Source organism: Sphingomonas aurantiaca, assembly GCF_003050705.1.
Classification (GTDB): domain Bacteria; phylum Pseudomonadota; class Alphaproteobacteria; order Sphingomonadales; family Sphingomonadaceae; genus Sphingomonas; species Sphingomonas aurantiaca.
On record NZ_QAOG01000001.1, the window covers coordinates 1 to 20611 of the forward strand.

Here is a 20611-nt window from a genome sequence, read left to right on the forward strand (position 1 = left end):
GCCCGGAAACCGCAAGCCGCCGCCCACATGTCCCTTCATCTAAACCTACAATGTCAAAGAGCCGACAAAAATACCGACACTCGCATAACCTCCCTTGCAGGAAGCTTGGAGCATCTGGTTTTTTGCGACCGCTGCAGAAGCCGGTGAGGCACTCCGCTGCGGTGACACCCCTCTACGGCCACCCCGCAGACCCGTCAAACACTTTCTTGCATATTTGTGGCAATTTTCGCCCGCCCACGCGTTCTGCGCCCCCAACCCACCCACGCGGGCGCCAGCCAAGCGCTTGTTAACGCACCGCATTCCTTAGCTGGTATAGCGACGGCGTCCTGTGACACGCATCATACGTCTTTAGAGTCCCGCCTTAAGCGCTTGTGAAGGCCCATACCGCTACATGCCCGATACGATGGATACCGCGATCCCCGCCCCCACGCCGGCGAATGGACCCGAAACCGTGCCGCCACCGGCCTCGGCGGATGTCCCGGGCGCGCCGGCCGAACCGGCCTCGCTCGCGGGACAGGTCCGCAGCGCGCTCATATGGCGATCGGGCAGCCAGATCGTCGCGCAGATGGTGCAGTGGTGCGCGACCTTCCTCGTGATCCGGATTCTCGCACCGGCCGATTATGGCCTTTTCGCCATGTGCCAGGTGATCCTCACCTTCATGGCGATGCTCAATGGCTATGGACTGGCGAGCGGGCTGATCCAGCAGAAGGAGATCAGCCAGCGCGAAGTGCGCCAGCTGTTCGGGATGCTGATCGTGCTGAACGGTGCGCTGGCGATCGCGCAGCTATCGCTCGCGCCACTGGCGTCCGCTTATTACCGCCAGCCGATCGTCGGCGACATGCTTCGCGTGCAGGCATTGCTGTATCTCACCACACCGTTCATCGCGCTTCCCTATGCGCTGCTGTCGCGGGCGATGGATTTCCGTCACCAGGCGAAGGCGAACATCACTGCTTCGATCGCCTCCGCCAGCGCGGCGCTGGGCGGTGCGCTTTATGGCCTTGGCGTGTGGACGTTGGTGATCGCGCCGATCGTGCTGTTCAGCGTTCGCGGCGCGATGATGACATGGTCGGCGCGGTCGCTCGTGTGGCCGAGCTTCAACTTTCGCGGCGCGGGGACGATCGCGCGCTATGGCGGGGTGATGGCGGCGGGGCAGCTGTTCTGGTTCCTGCAGAGCCAGGCGGACGTGTTCATCGCGGGGCGCAGTTTTTCGCCGCATACGCTCGGCATCTATACCACCAGCCTGTTCCTCACGCAGATCTTCGTGTCGAAGTTCGTGCCGCCGCTGAACGAGGTTGCCTTCTCCGCCTATGCACGCATGCAGGCCGATCCGGACGCGATCGGGCGCGCGTTCGTCAAGGGCGTGCGGATGGTGATGATCGTCGCGATGCCGTTCTACATGGGGCTCGCCGCGACCGCCGAGCCGCTGGTGCTGACCGTGCTGGGCGACAAATGGCGCGAAACCGCGCCGGTCGTGCAGCTGCTCGCGCTGGCGATGCCGTTCATGACTCTGCAGGTGCTGTTCACGCCGGCCTCGGATGCGCGTGGGCGACCGGGGATCGGCGTGCGGAACGGTGCGACCGGCGCGCTGATCCTGACGATCGCCTTTCTGGTCGGCGTGCGATGGGGCCCGACCGGGATGGGGATCGCGTGGATCGCGGCATATCCGCTATATCTGGCGATCAGCGCGTGGCGGACCTTGCCGGTCATCGGCGTGCGCGCGCGTGAGATCGTGCGCGCGGTCGCATCGCCGGCGGTGGCGGCGATCGCGATGGCGGCGATCGTCACGCTGGTGGACCGCAGCCTGCCGCCGCTCGACGCGCATTGGCGGCTCGCCGTGCTCGTGCCCGTTGGCGCCGCGGTCTATGCGAGCTGGATGGGACTGTTCGCGCGGCCGACGATCCGCGAGTTGATCGCGGTCGTGCGGAAACAGCCTACGCCTGAATGACCCAAGCGGCGCGAAGGCTCACGCGGACTGGATATATTCGCGCATCGCGGCCGCGTCCGCCTCAATCCGGTCGATGCGGTATTTGACGAGATCGCCGATCGAGACGAACCCGACCAGCGTGTCGCCATCGATCACCGGGAGATGGCGGATCCGGCGCTGCGTCATCAGCGACAAGGCACCGATCGCCGACTCGCCCGGGCCGACCGACTTCACCGCGGTGGTCATTACCGTGCCGATCCGCTGATCGAGCGCGGCGGCACCGTCGGCTTGCAGGCAATGGATGACGTCGCGTTCGGAGAAGATGCCGACCACCTGGTCGCCATCGAGCACCGGTGCCGCACCGATCCGCTTGCCCGCCAGCAGCGCCACCGCCTGCGCCACGGTATCGTCGGGCGTGAGCGACAGGATGCCGCCCTCCCGGTTCTTCAGGATCGCCGCGATCGTCATCTTCGCCTCTCCTCAATTGCGTCTGTTGCGCGTGGGTTGAGGAAACCATGTTTGCAGGGCAATGTGAAGCGATGACCGATCGCCTGCCCGATCACCCCGCCGGAACGCCCACCGGACTCGACGATCCGCACTATGCCGCGTTCGCCTGGGCGCGGTTCCGCGCCATCATGGCGTGGATGGTGCTGGCGGCGGCGATCTGCGTCGCCGGGGTGATCGCGGGCATGGCGCATCTGCAAGGGCCGCTGCACCTGGTGACGATGCTCGCGGTGATTGGCGGAGTCGGCGGATCGGTGATGATGGCCGGGCTGTTGATGGGCCTGGTGTTTCTCAGTTCGGGCAGCGGGCACGACGAGGACGTTACGCGGATCGAGTGACACGCGCTCGCGCCGCGAGGGCAGTCCCTGCGAACGCGCCGTCCGACTGAAGCGGACGTATCGGCGTAGTTGCTGGCCCCCGCGCTCTGCTGCGTACCGGCATGAAAAAGGCCGGCACCGCGCTGCGGTACCGGCCAATTTCTCTTCAACGCGGACATGAATCCGGGTGACCCATGGGGATCAGCCCGCCTGGACCTCATCGGGTACCGCGCGAACGCGGCGGCGGCGGGGTTTTTCCTCGGGCGACGCGTCCGCGGCGGGGGCTGCGTCGGCTGCCGGCGCCGGCGTTGGTGCCGGTGCGACGGTGGCCGAAATCCCGAGCGATGGCGGCAGGCGATCCGCGTCGAACGCGGTCGGTGCGCCCTCGTCCTGCGCCACGGGTGCGTCGAGGCTGCGATCGCGACGCGGCCGACCACGACGGCGAGGCTGTTCCTCGGTCGCAGCGACGGCGGGGGCCGCGACGGGCGACGCGCTGTCGACGGCGTCGGTCGACTGCGCGACCGGATCGGCGGACTCGGTCACCGAACGCAGCGCGTCGGCTTCGGAATCCTGGTTGGCGTTCGCCGTCTGCGCGTTGGCGCGCGGCGCGCGACGGATCGTCTCGCGCGGCGGCGCATCACGGTAGTCGGAGCGGGGTTCACGAACCTGCTCGTCGCGACCCTGCGTATCACGCGCCTGCGCTTCGCGAGCCTGAGCCTGCTCTTCATTGCCGCGCTCGTCGCGCGCTTGGGCGTCGCGGGGCTGGGCGTCGCGGTTCGCATTGCGCTGGTTACGCGGGCTGTCGCCACGGACGCGATCTTCGCGCTGGCCTTCGCTGCGCTGGCCTTCGCTGCGCTGGCCCTCGCTGCGCTGGCCGTCGTTACGCTGACCTTCGTTACGCTGACCTTCGTAGCGGGTGTTCTCGTACCGCGGACGGTCTTCGCGCTGTGGCCGATCTTCGCGGTTCTGGCGGGGTGCGTTCTGGTATTGGCCGTTCTGCTGGCCACCGTTCTGCTGCCCGGCATTTTGCTGGCCACCGCTCTGCTGATCGCCACGGCCCTGCTCGGGCGCGCCCTGCTGCTCGCCCGAACGGATCGGTTCGCCCTCGTCGCCATAATCGTCGTCACCGTCGAGATCGAAGGGCTGCTGGCGACGCGGTTGCTGTTGCGCCTGCGGCTGGCTCTCTTCGAAGCGCGCGCGCGTCTCGCTCAGGACGCGGAAATAATGGTCCGCGAACTGGAGGTAATATTCGATGTTGACGCGGTCGCCTTGCATCTGCGCGTCGCGCGCGAGGTTCTTGTACTTCTCGTACAGCTGGCTCGCGTTGCCGCGCGCACGGCTGTCGATGCGGTTGCCGGTGTCGCGACCGCCCTGGCCACCACCACCGCCGCCGCCCTGGCGTTGACCGCCACCACTACCGCCGCCGCCATTATTATTGTTGCCACGACCGCGACGGCGGCCGGCTTGCCGGTTGTTGATCAAGCTTGTGTCCTCAGTCGTCGAACCAAAATCTGGTCGTGCTCCGAAATGCGGTGCAAACCCCCCGCCGCGCACCGATGATCTACACGAGATCGGTGCGTCGAACTTGCCAGGGCCACCGGACTGCAGCGACCTCAAAGCGAAGGATGCGGGTCAACGCCCAAAAACGACCAATGTGTCGAGATTGCGTGCCCCTGCCCACGTGATAGCGTCCGCAAGGGACCTACTACAAGCGAAATATGCGGTTTCGCGCCATATAGTTCAAGGCGCGGTGCAGGGGGTCAGGACTTTGGTCGCGACCAGCGCGCGCGGGTTGGCGCCATAGTCATGGTGGAGCGCGACGTGCAAACCCTGCGCGGCGAGCAGGGCGGTGACGGGTTCAGCCTGCGTCGCGCCGATCTCGATCACCGCTGCGCCACCCGGCGCGATCAGCGCGGGGAGTTGCCGGGCGAGGATGCGGTAATCGTCGAGCCCGTCGCGACCGGCGAACAGCGCCGCGTGCGGTTCGTGGTCATGGACCTCCGCAGGGAGTGTTTCGTCGGTGGCGATGTAGGGTGGATTGGCGAGGATCAGGTCGAACTGGCCGGCGATCGCGCTCGCCCAACTCCCGCGGATGAAGCGGGCGCGGTCGGTCATGCCGAGCGTAGCGGCGTTGTCACGGGCGTAGTCGAGCGCTTTGGAAGAAAAGTCGACGCCGAGACCTTGTGCGGGCCATTCGTCGAGCGCGGCGAGCAACAGCGTGCCGGGGCCGGTGCCGAGATCGAGCACGGTGCCGGGCGCGCGACCCGCAAAATGCGCCTGCGCGGCGATCAGCAGCGTTTCGCTGTCCGCGCGGGGGACGAGCGCGCCGGGGCCCACCGCGAGATCGATCGACCAGAAGCCGCGCGTGCCGGTGATGTAGGCGATTGGCTCGTGGCGGAGACGGCGTTCGACGAGCGCGGCGAAGGCGGCTGGGATGGCGTAGCGCGTCGGGTCGAGGAGGATCGCGTTGCGCTCGACGCCGAGTGCGTGCGCCATCAGGAGTTCGGCGTCGAGCCGCGGCGTGGCGGAAAAGGCGAAGCGCGCGGCGGCGGCGGCGATACCGGCGTTTACGGCTCCCCTTCCGCTCGCGGGAGGGGTCGGGGGAGGGGCTATCACCGGGCGGCGGCGTTTGTGGGACGCCCCTCCCCTAGCCCCTCCCGCAAGCGGGAGGGGAACGCCGTCGTGGCCGGGGCACCCTCACCCATCCAATTGCGCCAGCCGATCCGCCTCGTCCTGCGACACCAGCGCGCCAATCAGCTCGTCCATCTCGCCCGCGACGATCTCGGGCAGGCGGTGCAGCGTCAGGTTGATGCGGTGATCGGTCACACGGCCTTGCGGGAAATTATACGTCCGGATCCGCTCCGAGCGGTCGCCCGAGCCGACCATCGATTTGCGCGCGCCCGCGCGCTCGGCATGCAACCGGTCGCGCTCCGCCTCGTAGAGACGCGTCCGCAGCACGCGCAGGGCCTTGGCCTTGTTCTTGTGCTGCGACTTCTCGTCCTGCTGGATCACCGTCAGCCCGGTCGGGATGTGGACGATCCGCACAGCCGAGTCGGTCGTGTTGACCGACTGCCCGCCCGGTCCGGACGAGCGATAGACGTCGATGCGCAGGTCCTTGTCGTCGATCTTGACGTCGACTTCTTCCGCCTCGGGCAGCACCGCGACCGTCGCCGCGGAGGTGTGGATCCGGCCGCCCGCCTCGGTCGCGGGAACGCGCTGGACGCGGTGGACGCCGCTTTCGTATTTGAGCTTGGCGAATACGCCCTGCCCCGTGACGCTGGCGACGACTTCCTTGAAGCCGCCCGCGTCGGACGACGAGCCGGAGATCATTTCGACGCGCCAGCCCTGCGATTCGGCATAACGCTGGTACATCCGGAACAGGTCGCCCGCGAACAATGCCGCCTCGTCCCCACCCGTGCCGGCGCGGACTTCGAGCATCGCCGAGCGCTCGTCGGCGGAATCGCGCGGCAGCAGCGCGAGCGCGAGCTTGCGGTCCGCGGTCTCGAGCAGCGTGCGGTTCTCGTGCAGCTCCTCGGACGCCATCGCGCGCAGCTCGTCGTCGGCATCCTCGGCCATGAAGGCGAGGCTTTCCGCCTCCTGTCGCAGACGGCGCACTTCGGTAGCGGCCTGGGCGACGGGTTCGAGCTCTGCATATTCCTTCGACACCGCGACGAAGCGGTCGGACGGGAGGTCGCCGGTCGACATCAGCGCCTGCAACTCGTCGCGCCGCGCCTCGATCGCGCGGATGCGGTCGGGGGAGATCTGGGTCATGCGGGCACGCCCTCCCCACCCGTCATCCCAGCGAACGCTGGGATCTCAATGGGGCGAGTGCCGAGCCCGCCAACCGGAATATCCCAGCTTTCGCTGGGATGACGGGGGAGGCTCAACGCAGCGCCTCCGCGAGATCGGCGAAGGCGACTTCGGCCTGCGTGCCCGCGCCGAGCGTCTTTACGGCCGCGACGCCCTTCGCGAGTTCGTCGTCGCCGAGGATGATCGCGAAGCGTGCGCCGAGCGCGTCGGCCTTCGCCATGCGTGCCTTCATCTTGCCCTTATAGGCCATCTCGACCGCAACGCCTGCACGGCGCAGGTCCGCGACGATACCCATCGCGCGCGCTTCGGCGTCCGCGCCCATCGGCACGACCACCGCGTCGATCGTCGCCGCTGCCGGTTCGTCCAGCAACATCGCCAGTCGCTCGACGCCCGCGGCCCAGCCCACGCCCGCCGTCTCCGGACCGCCGAGCGAGCCGATCAGCCCGTCATAACGGCCGCCGGCCAGCACGGTGCCCTGCGCGCCCAACCGGTCGGTCACGAACTCGAACGCGGTGTGGCGGTAGTAATCGAGCCCGCGCACCAGCCGCGCATTGCGCTCCCACGCGACGCCCGCGGCGTCGAGCCCGGCGGTCACCGCGTCGAAGAACGCGCGCGCCTCGGGCGTCAGATACGCGTCGATATCGGGCGCGCTGTCGGCGATCGGACGGTCGCGCGGATCCTTCGAATCGAGGATCCGCATCGGGTTCTTCTCAAGCCGGGTCAGGCTGTCCTCGGACAGCGCGCCGCGATGCGCCTCGAAATGCGCGACCAGCGCCGCGCGCCATGCCTCGCGCGTCTCGGCGTCGCCCAAGGTATTCAGCTGCAACGTCACGCCTTCGGCAATGCCAAGTTCGCGCAGCAGCTGGTCCGCAAGCACCAGAAGTTCGACGTCCGCCGCGGGCTCGGCCGCGCCGATCACCTCGGCGTCGATCTGGTGGAACTGCCGGAACCGCCCCTTTTGCGGACGCTCGTAGCGGAACACCGGGCCGCTGGTCGTGATCTTGAGCGGCGCGAACTGCTGCCAGCCCTCGGTCAGATAGGCGCGCGCGATCCCCGCGGTGAATTCGGGGCGCAGCGTCAGCGAATCGCCGCCGCGATCCTCGAACGTGTACATTTCCTTCGACACGACATCGGTCGTCTCGCCGAGCGAGCGCGCGAACACCGCGGTCGACTCGAACACCGGGATGTCGATGCGCTGGAAGCAATATAGCGCCCGCACGCGCTCGAACGTCGACAGGACGTGCGCGAAGCGGCGCTGCTCGTCACCGAAAATGTCCTGGGTGCCACGAATGCGGCGCGGGGTTTCTATTCTTGCCATGATGCGCGCGTATCTAGGCGACGTGACCGCGAAGCGCTAGCGCCGTGCCATGACTAGCAAAGCCAGATATTGGGGCCTGGGCCAACGCGTTGCCCCGCCACGCTTCGTCCTGTTCGTGCTGGTGTTCGTGATCGGGCTGGTGACGATGATCCCGCGCTTCGGGCTCGGACGCGGCACGATGGGGGCCTTCGACCTTGCCGCCGCGGTGTTCCTGATCGCGGTCGCGACGCTGTTCCGCAACGCCAGTGCCGAGCGGATGCGCCGCGCCGCGCAGGAGAATGACGCCAACCGCGCGGTGCTGCTCGGGTTCAGCGGCACGATCATGCTCGTCATCCTGGTCGCGGTGGCGAAGGAGCTGCAGGGCAAGAACGACGCGGTCGCGATCGTGCTGACGATCACCACGCTGGCGCTCGCGTGGCTGTTCTCGAACATGATCTACACGCTGCACTATGCGCATCTCTATTATGTCGACGATCCTGCGGGGAAGGATGCGAAGGGGCTCGATTTCCCGAGCTGCGATGAGCCCGATTACTGGGACTTCGCCTATTTCGCGTTCACGCTGGGGATGACGTTCCAGACCTCCGACGTCGAGATCACGTCGCGCCGGGTGCGGAAAGCCGCGCTCGGCCAGTGCATGGCAGCGTTCGTGTTCAACATCGGCGTGCTGGCGTTCACGATCAACGTGCTGGGCAGCGGCTGAGCTATCCCCTTTCCGTCAGGGCAGCTTCGTCACGCCGGACCGGGTCCGGCGTGACGAGGCGGAACGATTATTTGGCGGTCCACTTGTTCATCCAGCCGAGCACCTCGCCATACCATTGGCGCGAGTTCTTCGGCTTGAGCACCCAGTGGTTCTCGTTCGGGTTGACCAGCAACCGCGACGGGATTCCGCGACGCTGGAGCGCGGTGAACGTCGCGAGCCCCTGCGTGTAGGGAATGCGGAAGTCCTTCTCGCCGGTGATCACCAGCATCGGCGTCTTCCACTTGGCGACGTAATTGACCGGGTTCCATTTCTCGAACGCCTGCGGGTCCTCGTAATAGGCCTTCCCGCCATGCTCCCACTCGTCGAACCAGAGCTCTTCGGTCTCGTACGCCATCGCGCGCGCGTCGAACACGCCGTCATGCTGGACGATGCACTTGAAACGATCGGGCCACTGCCCCTCAATCCAGTTCATCATATAGCCGCCATATGACGCGCCGAGCGCGCACGCATTGTCGGCATCGAGCCAGGCGAACTTGTCGGTCGCGGCCTTCAGACCCTTTTGCAGATCCTCGAGCGGCCAGCCGCCCCAGTTGTTGCTGATCGCGTCGGTGAAGCCCTGCCCGTAGCCGGTCGACCCGTGGAAATCGACCGCGACCAGCCCGTAGCCCGCGCCGGCGAACACCGCCGGATTCCAGCGATACGACCAGCTGTTGTTGCTCGACCCCTGCGGCCCGCCATGGACCATGTACGCGACCGGGACCTTGCCCGTGCTGCCGTACGGTTTCACCGCATAACCCCAGACGGTGTCGGCGTTGGCGCCCTTGAAGTTGAACCGCGTGACCGTGGGCATTTCGATTCCGGCAAGCTTGGCCGCGTTGACCTGGGTCAGACGCTGGGGCGCACCGCTACCCGCGATCCGATAGAAATCGGCCGGTGCGGTCAGGCTGTCGATCGCCACCACGGGTCCGCGCGGGGTGATCGCGACCGCGCTGACATGCCCCTCCTGCGTGAGCCGCGTCACGGCGCCAGTGGCTGCATCGACGCGGAACAGCGGCGTTTCCTGCGTGTCGTCGGCGGTGACGTAGAGCGACTTGGAGTCGGGTGCCCAGGCGATCGAGCCGACCGACCGGTCCCAGCGCTCGGTCAGCGACACCGTCTTGCCGGTCGCGATGTCGCGCAGCGTGAGCACCTGGCGATCCGCCTCGAACCCGGGCCTGCGCATCGCGAAATAGGCGAGGCTGCGGCCGTCGGGCGATACCGTCGGGAGGTTATCGGTCGCCTTGTTCGCCGCGGTCAGATTGACCGGGGCCGCGGAGCCATCGGCAGGGACCGAGAAGATGTCGAGATTGGTCGACAGCGACTCGATCCGCCCCGCCTCGCGCATCGCGAAATAGACGGTGCGGCCGTCGGGGCTCCACGAGACTTCCTCGGCGCCGCCATAGGGCTTTGACGGCGCATCGCCGACGAGCGTGCCGACCAGCGGAACCCCGTTGCCGGTCGCACCCGCGGCGGTCAGCGGCAGCACGAAAAGTTGCGAGCGCGTCCCGTCCGCCCACGTATCCCAGTGGCGCACGAACAGTTGGTCGTACGTGCGGCCGGCGCCGGCGTTCGGATCCTTCTTCACCATCGCCGGCTCGAGGCTCGGCGCGCCGGGCTTGCGATCCGCCCAGACGAGCAGCTTGTCGCCGGTCGGCGCGACCTTGAAGCCGCCAAAACCACCCTTGAAGCTCGTGAGGCGGCGCGGCGTGCCGCCGGTGATCGGCACCGACCAGATAGCGTCATCGCCGCCCTTGTCGGAGGTGAAATAGACGGTGGTGCCGACGATCTGCGGGTCGTTCTCGTTGACCTGCGGATCGGCGAGCAGCTTCACCGGGCTCGCGCCGGGCGTGGTCAGGTCGAGCCGCCAGAGGTCGAAGCGCCCCTTGTCGGCGGCGAGATCGGTCTCGCGCTGCGCCCAGACGAGCCAATGCCCGTCCGGCGAGGCGGTCGGCGCTCCGACGCGGCTGAGCATCGTCACGTCGTCGATGGTGAGCTGCCGGGCGGCGGCGGGGGCACTCGCGAGGGCGAGCACGGCGAGGCTGGCGGAGAGCATGATCTTCATGGCGTGCGTGATAGGACGCTTGCGGGATCGCGCGCAATCGCGGGAATTGGCGGCGTGGTCGATGCGCCCGTCCGTTTATGGTTCCCCCGCGGAAGCGGGGGTCCAGGAGCCACGAACGCTGCCGTCCGCAACGCTGGACTCCCGCCTTCGCGGGAGAACGGGATGGCGTTAAGACGCGCTCATGCCGCTGAAGCACTCCTTCCCGCCCGTCGCCGACCCTGATGCCCGAATCCTCGTCCTCGGCAGCCTGCCGGGCGACCGTTCGCTCGCCGCGCAGCGTTATTATGCGCATCCGCAGAACCAGTTCTGGCAGCTGATGTCGCCGGTCGTCGGGTGCGACCTTGCTGCGCTCGACTATGACGACCGGCTGGCGGCGTTGCGTGCGCAGCGGGTCGCATTGTGGGACGTGATCGGATCGGCGCGACGCGCGGGGAGCACCGACGCCGCGATCCTGGATATCGCGGGCAACGACATTGCCGGGCTGGTCGCGACGCTGCCCGATCTGCGCGCGATCGCGTTCAACGGTGGCACCGCGCTGAAACAGGGCCTGAAGCTGCTCGGCCGGGATTTCCGCGGACCCGAGATCGTCGCGCTGCCGTCGAGCAGCCCGCTGCACACGATCGGTCTCGCCGCCAAGCAGCCTGCATGGTCGGCGCTCGCCGCGTTCCTGCGCGACGCGCAGCTGTAGCACCCCGTGGGCGCAGGCGGATTAGCTGAGCCTCGACAAGGGATTAGCGTGATATCCGGGTGACGTTGCCCACGCGCAGGCGTGATCGACGGCTGGCTAAACGGTGCGCGGTCCGGCAAGGGCAAGGGATGTCGATCGAAAGCTTCATCGCCGAATACGGCCTCGCCGCGATCTTCCTTGGCGCGGCGTTCGAGGGCGAGACCAGCGTCGTCACCGGCGGGCTGCTCGCGCACCAGCATCTGTTGCCGTTATGGGGCAGCGCGGCGGCGGCGGTGACGGGGTCGTTCTTCGCGGATCAGCTCTTTTTCTTCGCCGGACGGAAGTACCGCGACACCAAGCGCGTGCGCCGGATCGCCGAGAAACCCGCCTTTGCCAAGGCGCTCGACACGCTCGACCGGCATCCGACGATCTTCATCCTCGGCTTTCGCTTCCTGTATGGGTTGCGGACGATCAGCCCGATCGCGGTCGGCACGTCGCACGTGCCCGCGCGCACCTTCGTCGTGCTCAACGCGATCTCCGCGCTTGTGTGGGGCGTGGTCTTCACGGGGATCGGCTATGTGTTCGGCGACGGGCTGATCGAGCTGGTCGGGCGGGTGATGCCGAGACAGAAGCTGGTTGGCGTCGCGATACTGGTCGGCGTCGCCGCCCTGATCATCGCCGGCTTCCGCCTGTGGCGCGGGCGTCGTGCGCGCGCCGCGGGCGAGGGTCAGGCGCGCGCGACCGCCGCTGCGTCGTCCACCTCCGACGGATCCGGCCGGACGCCGGTATAGAGCACGAACTGCTCGAGCGCCTGCAAAATCCCCACCTCGCCGCCCGAGACGATACGCTTGCCCGCGCCGCGGGCGGCGACGAGGAACGGGGTTTCGGTGGGGAGCGCGACGACGTCGAACGCGACCTCGCACCCCGCGATCAGCGGCGAGTCGAACGCGAGCGCATCGGCGTCCGCGCCCGCCATCCCGAGCGGAGTGACGTTGACGAGCATCGGCGCCCCCGCCGGATCGGGCTCCGCGGTCCAGGCATAGCCATGCGCGTCGGCGAGCGCGCGGCCCGCGGTTTCGTTGCGCGCGACGATCGTGCCGTTCGCAAAGCCGGCATCGCGCAACGCCGTCGCGACCGCCTTCGCCATCCCGCCCGATCCGCGCAGCATGAAGCGCATCGCGGGATCGACGTCGTGCGAGTCGAGCAGCATGCGGACCGCGGTGTAATCGGTGTTGAACCCGGTCAGGACGCCGCCGTCGTTGACGATGGTGTTGACGCTGTCGATCGCGCGGGCCGAGGGGTCGAGCGCGTCGAGCATCGGGATCACCGCCTCCTTGAACGGCATCGACACCGCGCAGCCGCGGATCCCGAGCGCGCGGATGCCGCCGACGACACCCGCCAGATCCTTCGTCGTGAAGGCCTTGTAGACGTAATCGAGCCCGAGCAGTTCGTAGAGGCGGTTGTGGAACCGGGTGCCGAAATTGCTCGGGCGTGCGGACAGCGACATGCACATCTGCGTGTCGCGGCCGAGCAGAGGCTTGACGCGGTTCGGGCGGGCGGACGTCATTCGAGGTCGTTCTCGCTGATCACGACGATCTCCTGATCGGGATCACGCGCCAAGGCCACGACGCCGAGATCGGCGATCTCTTCGGCATGCTGCTTGAAGATCGCGACGGCATCGCCCTCGGGGGCGACCGTGCTCAGCGCTTCGAGCACGTCATACTGTACCGCGAACTGATAGCGCTCGTCGCTCACTTCGCCCTCGAACTCGACCTGGCGCAGGTCGCTATTGTCCTCGAGCGTCTTCAGATCGATGTCCAACCGGTCTTCGGCCATGCGTATCACTCCTAGATAGATGGCCGTTAAGCGCGGTTGGACACTCGATGTTCCGCCTCAGACGTCGAGATTGGCGACGTTCAGCGCGTTGTCCTGGATGAACTCGCGGCGCGGTTCGACGACTTCGCCCATCAGCTGCGTGAAGATCTCGTTCGCGCTCTCGGCATTGACCGCGGTGACGCGAAGCATCGAGCGGACCGACGGATCGAGCGTGGTTTCCCAGAGCTGTTCCGCGTTCATCTCGCCCAGACCCTTGTAGCGCTGGATCGCGAGACCCTTGCGCCCGGCGGTCAGGATCGCGTCGAGCAGATGGCTCGGGCGCGACACCTGTGTCGAGCCGCGCGCGGCGACGGCGGTGACCGAACCGATGACACCGGCGCCAGCCTCCGCGGCGCCGTCCTCGGCCTCGGGCTCGTCCGCCTGCGATGCCTTGCTGGCGGGAACGAGGTTCGAGGTCTGCGCATAGCTGTCGGCGTGTTCGCCCGACAGCGCATGGAGTTTGCGTGCCTCGGCCGAGACGAGGAAGCTCGCCTCGATGATGTGATGATCGGTGACGCCGCGCCACGCACGCTGGAAATGGATGCCGCCGTCTTCGGTCAGCACTGCGGTCCAGCGCGCATCGCCGTCGTCGAGTTCGAGGCGACGCGTGACGATCTCGAGCCGCGAGGTGCGATCCGCGACCGAGGCCTCCGGATCGAACACGCCGCCGAGTGCCAGCGCCTCGATCATGCCGGCATCGTAGCGCTTGGGGACGTAGCGCATCAGCGTGCGCATGCGGCGCGCGTGATCGACCAGATCCTTCAGGTCGCGACCCGAGCGGCCGCCGCCGGGGCCGTCAAGCACCATCGTGCCGACGCCGGCATCGACCAGATATTCGTCGAGCGCCGCATCGTCCTTGAGATACACCTCCGACCGGCCCTTGGTCGCCTTATACAGCGGCGGCTGGGCGATGTAGAGATACCCGCCCTCGATGATCTTGGGCATGTGGCGGTAGAACAGCGTCAGCAACAGCGTGCGGATGTGCGCGCCGTCGACGTCTGCGTCGGTCATGATGACGATCTTGTGGTAGCGCAGCTTGTCCGCGTTGAAGTCGTCGCGGATGCCGGTGCCCATCGCGGTGATGAGCGTGCCGATCTCGCGGCTCGACAGCATGCGGTCTTCGCGCGCGCGCTCGGTGTTGAGGATCTTGCCGCGCAGGGGGAGGATCGCCTGGAAATGGCGATCGCGGCCCTGCTTCGCCGAACCGCCGGCCGAGTCACCCTCGACCAGGAACAGCTCGGACTTGGCGGGATCGCGCTCCTGGCAATCGGCGAGCTTGCCGGGCAGCGAGGCGATGTCCATCACGCCCTTGCGGCGCGTCAGTTCGCGCGCGCGCTTGGCGGCTTCACGCGCGGCGGCGGCGTCGATGATCTTGGCGACGATCGCCTTGCCGTGCGCGGGGTTCTCTTCGAGCCATTCGGCCATCTTGTCGGCCATCAGGCTTTCCAAGGGCTGGCGGACTTCGGACGAGACGAGCTTGTCCTTGGTCTGGCTGCTGAACTTCGGGTCGGGCAGCTTGACCGAGACGATCGCGGTGAGCCCCTCGCGCATGTCCTCGCCGGTGAGCTGGACCTTCTCCTTCTTCAACAGGCCCGATTTCTCGGCATAGTTGTTGAGCGTGCGGGTCAGCGCGGCGCGGAACGCGGCCATGTGCGTGCCGCCGTCGCGCTGGGGTATGTTGTTCGTGAAGGCGAGGACGTTTTCGTAGTAAGAGTCGTTCCACTGGAGCGCGACGTCCATCGTGACGTCGTCGCGCGTGCCCGAAATCGCGACCGGCTCGGGCATCAACGGCACCTTGGCGCGATCGAGATACTTCACGAACGCGGCGATACCGCCCTCGTAATAGAGCTCGACGGTCTTCATCTCCTCGTGCCGCGCGTCGGAGAGGAACAGGCGGACGCCCGAATTGAGGAAGGCGAGCTCGCGGTAGCGATGCTCGAGCTTGTCGAAGTCGAAATCGGTGATCTTGAAGGTCGCGGGCGACGGGAAGAAGGTGACGCGCGTGCCCTTCTGGCCCTCGGCCGCGTCGCCGACGATCTTGAGCGGCATCACCGCGTCGCCGAACGCAAAGCGCATGTAATGCTCCTTGCCGTCGCGCCAGATCGTCAGGTCGAGCCATTCGCTGAGCGCGTTGACGACCGAGACGCCGACGCCGTGCAGGCCGCCCGAGACCTTGTACGCGTTCTCGTCGTTGGTGTTCTCGAACTTACCGCCGGCGTGGAGCTGGGTCATGATGACCTCGGCCGCCGAGACGCCTTCCTCGGTGTGGATGCCGGTCGGGATACCACGGCCATTGTCGGTGACGCTGACCGAACCGTCGGCGTTGAGGACGATGTCGATCCGGTCGCAATGCCCGGCAAGCGCCTCGTCGATCGCGTTGTCGCTGACCTCGAACACCATGTGGTGGAGGCCCGACCCGTCGTCGGTATCGCCGATATACATGCCGGGGCGCTTGCGCACTGCGTCGAGGCCCTTGAGGACCTTGATCGAGTCGGCGCCATAGTCGCCCTGGTTGGGCAGGTTGGGATTATTGGTTTCGGGGTTGGATGCCATGCCCAGCATATAGGCATCGGACGGCCGAAACGGAAGCGAAATGGCCTGCGGGGACTGGGGCGTGGGGGAGTGAAGTATAGGAAGTATAGACGCTGGGAGCGTTTTGCGGGGCGGGTGGACTTTGGGTTTCGAGCGTGGGGGGTGCGAGGGGGGGGTGGATCGCCATGCGGGGAGGGTGGCAGGGTGGTGGCGTGTAGGACAGGGGGTTGGCCTTGCTCCAAACATGGCGCCTCCCCGGCGGAGGCCGGGGCCCAGGTGGAAAGGTCGTCGTAACGTAGCGCCACCTTCCGTCAGCACCGTCCCCCATTTGGGCCCCGGCCTTCGCCGGGGTGGTGTCGCTTGGGTTGGCATGTCCCTCTCCCCCACGGGGAGAGGGAGGGAGGAGCCGTAGGCGACGGAAGGGTGAGGGGCTTTGGCGGATGCGTCGCGAGCCTCACGCCCCTCACCCTTCCCACGGCCAAGCGGCCGCGGGCCCCTTCCCTCTCCCCCGGGGGGAGAGGGCGTTGGTGGTCAGAAGCGGTCGGCGCGCTGGCCTAACAGCGTCACTTCGACGCGGCGGTTGAGGCGCATACCGGCCGCGGTCGTGTTCGTCGCGACCGGCTGGCTTTCGCCGTGGCCGACGACGCTGAAGCGCGCGCGGACGACGTCCATGTCATCGAACGCCTGGCGGACGCTCGCCGCGCGGCGCTCGGACAGGTCCTGGTTGTGCGCGTCGGTGCCGCGCGAGTCGGTGAAGCCGTCGATGGCGACGCGGACGCCCGGATTGCCGCGCAGATAGCGCGCCAGCGGGCGCAGCTTCTCGATCGCGCCGGGGCGGAGCACGTCGCTGTCGGTGCGGAACAGCACGTCCTCCTGCAGCGTCAGCGTCGCACCGCGCGGGGTCTGGCGGAAGCCGTAATTGCGCATCGCGCTGCGGTCCCACGTCGTGGTGGTCTCGACGACGGTCGTGCCGCCGCGATAGCCGCGTGGGTCGCGACCATAGGCGTCCCAGTCGAACCGGTCGCGGCGCGGGCCGGCGATCCGCGCGAACTCGCGGTTGGCGTCGTCGGCTTCGCGGCGGTTGATCCGGCCGTCGCCGTTGGCGTCGAAATTGGGCATCACGAACGCGCGGCCGCGCGGCGTATTGCGCAGTTCGGGGAACAGGATCGGCACGCCTGCGCCCTCGAGGCGATAGCCGGGGCGCGACCAGGGCGCGCGGCTCATGTCGTAGCGGCCGCCGTCGCGCGCGCCCTCGCCTGCTTGGGCAAGGGCGGGAGCCGTGGTCGCTGCGATCATCAGGACGCCGAAGGCGGCGCGCGTGAATGTCCGGGTCATTATTGTCTCTCCAGGTCTTCGATGGACGGAGCTTTGGGCGCGTCCGCTTGAACGCGCGGTGACGTCGATCGACAGCGCGCGTTCAGCCTAACGCCCGACCGCGATCCGCGTTGCGCGGCCGTCGATCGCGTCGAACAGCGCGTCCTCGGTACCCGTCATCCACACCTGACCGCGGCCCGCGAGCCGGGCGAACAGCGCCGCTCGGCGGGCCGGATCGAGATGCGCGGCGACCTCGTCGAGGAGCAGCACGGGCGGGGTGCCGGTGCGTTCGGCGACGAGATCGGCATGCGCCAGGACGATGCCGAGGAGCAGCGCCTTCTGCTCGCCGGTGGACGCGAGCGAGGCGGCGCGCGCCTTGTCGAGATGCGTCACGATCAGGTCGACGCGGTGCGGGCCGGCGAGCGTGCGCCCGGCGGCGGCGTCGCGCGCGCGCGCCTGGGCGAGATCGGCGTGCAGCCGGGTCGTGTCGCCGTTCCAGCCGTCGAGCGCCAGCCCTGCGCGCGGGAACGGGCCGTCGTCCTGATCCGCGAGCCGCGCGCCGAGCAACGCCACCGTCTCGCGCCGCGCCGCGTCGACGGCGGCGCCGTGTTCGGCCATCTGCCCCTCGAGCGCGGAGAGCCAGTCGCCATCGGGGCGGCCCTCGTCGGCGAGCAGCCGGTTGCGCGCGCGCATCGCCGCGTCGTAGCGGGCGGCGTGGTGCGCATGGGTAGGCGCGAGCGCGAGCGTGAGGCGATCGAGAAAGCCGCGGCGCTCGCCGGCGGGGGCGACGAACAGCCGGTCCATCGCGGGGGTGAGCCACAGGATCGTGAGCCACTCGGCCAGCGCGTTCGCGGTGGTGGTGGCGCCCTGGATGCGGACGATGCGGCGCTCGGGCGCGGAGGCGAGCGTGCCGGTCGCGACGTCGACCTCGGCTGCGGAGGGCGTTTTCCCCTCCCCTTCCGCTTGCGGGAGGGGTCGGGGGAGGGGCGCGTTTTCCTCGATGCCGGACGCCGGTACGTACGTCGCGCCCTCCCCTAACCCCTCCCGCAAGCGGGAGGGGAGACGCGAGGCGGCCTGCGCCGACGCCTCAGGGGACAGGGTCGCCGCGACGCCGAATCCGCCGGCCCCGCCCTGGCGCGCCATCTCGCCGAGCGCTGCACGCCGCAGGCCACGGCCGGGGGCGAGCAGCGATACTGCCTCGAGGATGTTGGTCTTGCCTGCGCCGTTCTCGCCGGTCAGCACGACGAACCCGGCGCCCGGTACGAGCGTCAGGTCGGCGTGATTGCGGAAATCGGTGAGGACGAGGCGCGAGAGCATTGCCCCCGCCTTAAAGGACTTTCGGAGCCGATTGCATCGCCCTTTTCCGTTCGCTCAGCACGAATGGGGTAAGGGGTTGGCCTGGTCGACCTTCGCGTCAGGCGGCGATCTGCTGCGGCGCGACGGCCGCCGCGTTCGCGGCGCGCTGCGTGCTGAGATACGAGGCGAGTTCGGGTCCGAGTTCGCGCTGCGCGTGCAGATATGCGACCGGTGTCGCGATACCGAGCCGTGCGCGCGCGGCGTCGAGCGGCTCGTGCAGCAGCGTCAGATAGTCCTCGCCCGAAATCCACTTCGCCTTGCGGCCGTGGCGATAGCCCTCCCAGACCGCCTTGGCGAAGAGCCGGCTGCCCGTCACGCGGATGCTTTTCAGCGCCGCCGCCGAGCCGATCAGCGCCCAGCCGAGCCCGCCGACCTGCGCATAGCTGAACGCGACCAGCGCGGCTTCGCCCATGCTCTCGTCCGCCTTGTAGCCGGTCAGCACGTGCCAGATGTCGTGCGTGTCGCGCACCCGCCGGCCGAACCAGGCGTATGGGTGCGCGAGATCGTCCTCGCTCGGCACGAGGCGCGAGACCTCGACCAGGCCATCGGCGGAATAGCCCGTCGTCTCGAGGAAGTCGCGATACGCCGCACCGACCGTGCCGGGCGCGAAGCTCGCGACGAACGCGGGATCGGAAAACCGCCGCGCGAGCTCGACCTGGTCATAGGCGATCCGCCCGCCCTGTTCGGTGGCGATCAGCCGGGCGTAGTTCATCGGCGCATTGCCGACGTTCAGCGCGCGCATGATCCGGAACACCTGAGTCGTGTCGTCACCGTTCGCGAGCAATTTTTTGATCGCGTCGAACGCCGTCGGCCAATCGCGACGACCCGTCGTACCGGGAAAGGGAGGAAGCTTCGCCATCGAATCGACTCCTTACTGACATTGCTGTTAGTATCAGATCCGGCGCTGCGTTCAAACGAAAAAGGCCACCCCGCAGGATGGCCTTTCGATCGATCGTCAGGGCGTGACGGTCAGACGCGCATTGGCATCAGCACGTAGAGCGCGGGCGACTTGTCGTTTTCGCGGATCAGCGTCGGGGCGGCGGCGTCGGCGAGGTGGACTTCGACCATGTCGCCGTCGATCTGCGCGAGGATGTCCATCAGGTAGCGGCTGTTGAAGCCGATCTCGAACGGGAGCGCGACGTAATCGCCGGGGACCTCCTCGGCGGCGGTGCCGTTTTCGGGCGAGGTCACCGACAGCGTGATCTTGTCGCGATCGAGCGCCATCTTCACCGCGCGCGTCTTCTCGGTGGCGATCGTCGACACGCGGTCGACGCCTTCCATGAAGCTCTTGGGGTCGATCTTGAGGATCTTGTCGTTGCCGGTCGGGATGACGCGGCTGTAATCGGGGAAGGTGCCGTCGATCAGCTTCGAGGTCAGGATCGCCTGGCCGAGGTCGAAGCGGATCTTGGTGGGCGACAGCGAGACGCCGACCGAGCCGTCGACCTCGTCGAGCAGTTTCCGCAACTCGCCGATGCATTTGCGCGGGACGATCACGTCGGGCATCGATTCGGCGCCCTCGGGCCGCGGCAGCGTGACGCGCGCGAGGCGGTGGCCGTCGGTCGCGGCGGCCTTGAGCACGGGGTTCGAGCTGTCGCCGTCGGCTACATGCAGGAAGATGCCGTTGAGATAATAGCGCGTCTCTTCGGTCGAGATCGCGAAGCGCGTCTTGTCGATGATCTGCTTCAAGGTCTCGGCGGGCAGTTCGAACTGAGTCGGCAGTTCGCCTTCGGCGATCACCGGGAAATCGTCGCGCGGCAGCGTGCCGAGCGAGAAGCGCGCGCGGCCCGCGACGATGCTCATCCGGCCTTCCGACGCGGCGAGCTGGACCTGGCTGCCCTCGGGCAGTTTGCGCGCGATGTCGAACAGCGTGTGCGCGGACACGGTGGTCGCGCCGGGCTGATCGACCGCGGCGGCGATCGATTCGTTGATCTGGAGATCCAGATCGGTCGCCATCAGCTTGAGCGTACCCTCGGCGGTCGCCTCGATCAGCACGTTCGACAGGATGGGGATGGTGTTGCGCCGCTCCACCACGGACTGGACATGGCTCAGCCCCTTGAGGAGCGTTGCGCGTTCGATCGTCGCCTTCATCAAAATTCCCCCGGCCTCCACAGCCGGACTCGGGGCTGGGGGCAATCCGCAGATGGCTTACCCAACAACAAAGGGTCGGAGCAAGCGCCCCGACCCTTCTTTGAT

18 protein-coding genes are annotated in these 20611 nt (G+C 67.8%); 5 read left to right on the plus strand and 13 right to left on the minus strand.

From position 1 onward, the window contains the following. Positions 1-391 precede the first annotated feature (391 nt). Entirely contained in the window at positions 392-1945 is a 1554-nt protein-coding gene (locus C8J26_RS00005) for a lipopolysaccharide biosynthesis protein (RefSeq protein ID WP_279628923.1), read from the plus strand. Positions 1946-1963: 18 nt separating this feature from the next. Here the strand turns inward: C8J26_RS00005 and C8J26_RS00010 are convergent, their stop codons facing one another. Further along, the gene (locus tag C8J26_RS00010) at positions 1964-2392 is read right to left on the minus strand and encodes a CBS domain-containing protein (RefSeq protein ID WP_107956250.1); all 429 of its coding nucleotides are present in this window, start codon (positions 2390-2392) and stop codon (positions 1964-1966) included. Positions 2393-2463: 71 nt separating this feature from the next. Between C8J26_RS00010 and C8J26_RS00015 the strand changes: the two genes are divergently transcribed. Then, positions 2464-2766, plus strand: coding sequence for a hypothetical protein (locus tag C8J26_RS00015; protein WP_107956251.1), 303 nt, complete (start codon positions 2464-2466; stop codon positions 2764-2766). A gap of 180 nt (positions 2767-2946) precedes the next feature. Here the strand turns inward: C8J26_RS00015 and C8J26_RS00020 are convergent, their stop codons facing one another. The 4 genes from C8J26_RS00020 to hisS form a co-directional block, all read right to left on the minus strand. Then, positions 2947-4227, minus strand: a complete 1281-nt coding sequence (locus C8J26_RS00020) for a DUF4167 domain-containing protein (protein WP_107956252.1) — start codon at positions 4225-4227, stop codon at positions 2947-2949. 258 nt (positions 4228-4485) lie between these two features. After that, on the minus strand, positions 4486-5361 hold the full coding sequence (prmC, locus tag C8J26_RS00025; protein WP_279628924.1) for a peptide chain release factor N(5)-glutamine methyltransferase: 876 nt from the start codon (positions 5359-5361) through the stop codon (positions 4486-4488). 81 nt (positions 5362-5442) lie between these two features. Continuing rightward, on the minus strand, positions 5443-6516 hold the full coding sequence (prfA, locus tag C8J26_RS00030; RefSeq protein ID WP_056019641.1) for a peptide chain release factor 1: 1074 nt from the start codon (positions 6514-6516) through the stop codon (positions 5443-5445). A 112-nt stretch (positions 6517-6628) separates the two neighbouring features. After that, a complete protein-coding gene (hisS, locus tag C8J26_RS00035) occupies positions 6629-7873 on the minus strand; it encodes a histidine--tRNA ligase (protein ID WP_107956253.1) in 1245 nt (414 codons plus the stop codon). Between the two features lie 49 nt (positions 7874-7922). Between hisS and C8J26_RS00040 the strand changes: the two genes are divergently transcribed. Then, on the plus strand, positions 7923-8573 hold the full coding sequence (locus tag C8J26_RS00040) for a DUF1345 domain-containing protein (RefSeq protein WP_107956254.1): 651 nt from the start codon (positions 7923-7925) through the stop codon (positions 8571-8573). Positions 8574-8640: 67 nt separating this feature from the next. Here the strand turns inward: C8J26_RS00040 and C8J26_RS00045 are convergent, their stop codons facing one another. After that, complete coding sequence (locus C8J26_RS00045) at positions 8641-10674, minus strand: S9 family peptidase (RefSeq protein WP_107956255.1); 2034 nt, start codon at positions 10672-10674, stop codon at positions 8641-8643. A 181-nt stretch (positions 10675-10855) separates the two neighbouring features. On the opposite strand from C8J26_RS00045, the gene C8J26_RS00050 reads away from it, so the two are divergent. Together C8J26_RS00050 and C8J26_RS00055 are read left to right on the plus strand one after the other, a co-directional pair. Next, positions 10856-11362 carry a DNA-deoxyinosine glycosylase gene (locus C8J26_RS00050; protein ID WP_107956256.1) on the plus strand — a complete coding sequence of 169 codons (507 nt, stop codon included), beginning with the start codon at positions 10856-10858 and terminating at the stop codon, positions 11360-11362. A gap of 128 nt (positions 11363-11490) precedes the next feature. Next, positions 11491-12132 carry a DedA family protein gene (locus C8J26_RS00055; RefSeq protein WP_107956257.1) on the plus strand — a complete coding sequence of 214 codons (642 nt, stop codon included), beginning with the start codon at positions 11491-11493 and terminating at the stop codon, positions 12130-12132. Here the strand turns inward: C8J26_RS00055 and C8J26_RS00060 are convergent. The 7 genes from C8J26_RS00060 to dnaN form a co-directional block, all read right to left on the minus strand. Then, a complete protein-coding gene (locus C8J26_RS00060) occupies positions 12069-12908 on the minus strand; it encodes a shikimate 5-dehydrogenase (protein ID WP_107956258.1) in 840 nt (279 codons plus the stop codon). The genes C8J26_RS00055 and C8J26_RS00060 overlap by 64 nt on opposite strands. Beyond that, positions 12905-13177 carry a DUF1488 family protein gene (locus C8J26_RS00065; RefSeq protein WP_056419628.1) on the minus strand — a complete coding sequence of 91 codons (273 nt, stop codon included), beginning with the start codon at positions 13175-13177 and terminating at the stop codon, positions 12905-12907. Before C8J26_RS00065 ends, C8J26_RS00060 begins: the two co-directional genes overlap by 4 nt. 57 nt (positions 13178-13234) lie before the next feature. Further along, positions 13235-15769, minus strand: a complete 2535-nt coding sequence (gyrB, locus tag C8J26_RS00070) for a DNA topoisomerase (ATP-hydrolyzing) subunit B (protein ID WP_107956976.1) — start codon at positions 15767-15769, stop codon at positions 13235-13237. Positions 15770-16279: 510 nt separating this feature from the next. Continuing rightward, positions 16280-17083 (minus strand): OmpA family protein, encoded by an 804-nt coding sequence (locus C8J26_RS00075; protein WP_234422520.1) that lies wholly within the window; start codon positions 17081-17083, stop codon positions 16280-16282. Between the two features lie 87 nt (positions 17084-17170). Continuing rightward, entirely contained in the window at positions 17171-18379 is a 1209-nt protein-coding gene (locus C8J26_RS00080; protein ID WP_244185089.1) for a DNA replication/repair protein RecF, read from the minus strand. A 97-nt stretch (positions 18380-18476) separates the two neighbouring features. Further along, positions 18477-19277 (minus strand): Coq4 family protein, encoded by an 801-nt coding sequence (locus C8J26_RS00090; protein ID WP_107956259.1) that lies wholly within the window; start codon positions 19275-19277, stop codon positions 18477-18479. Between the two features lie 110 nt (positions 19278-19387). Continuing rightward, positions 19388-20506 (minus strand): DNA polymerase III subunit beta, encoded by a 1119-nt coding sequence (gene dnaN / locus C8J26_RS00095; protein WP_056017955.1) that lies wholly within the window; start codon positions 20504-20506, stop codon positions 19388-19390. Between the last annotated feature and the right edge of the window lie 105 nt (positions 20507-20611).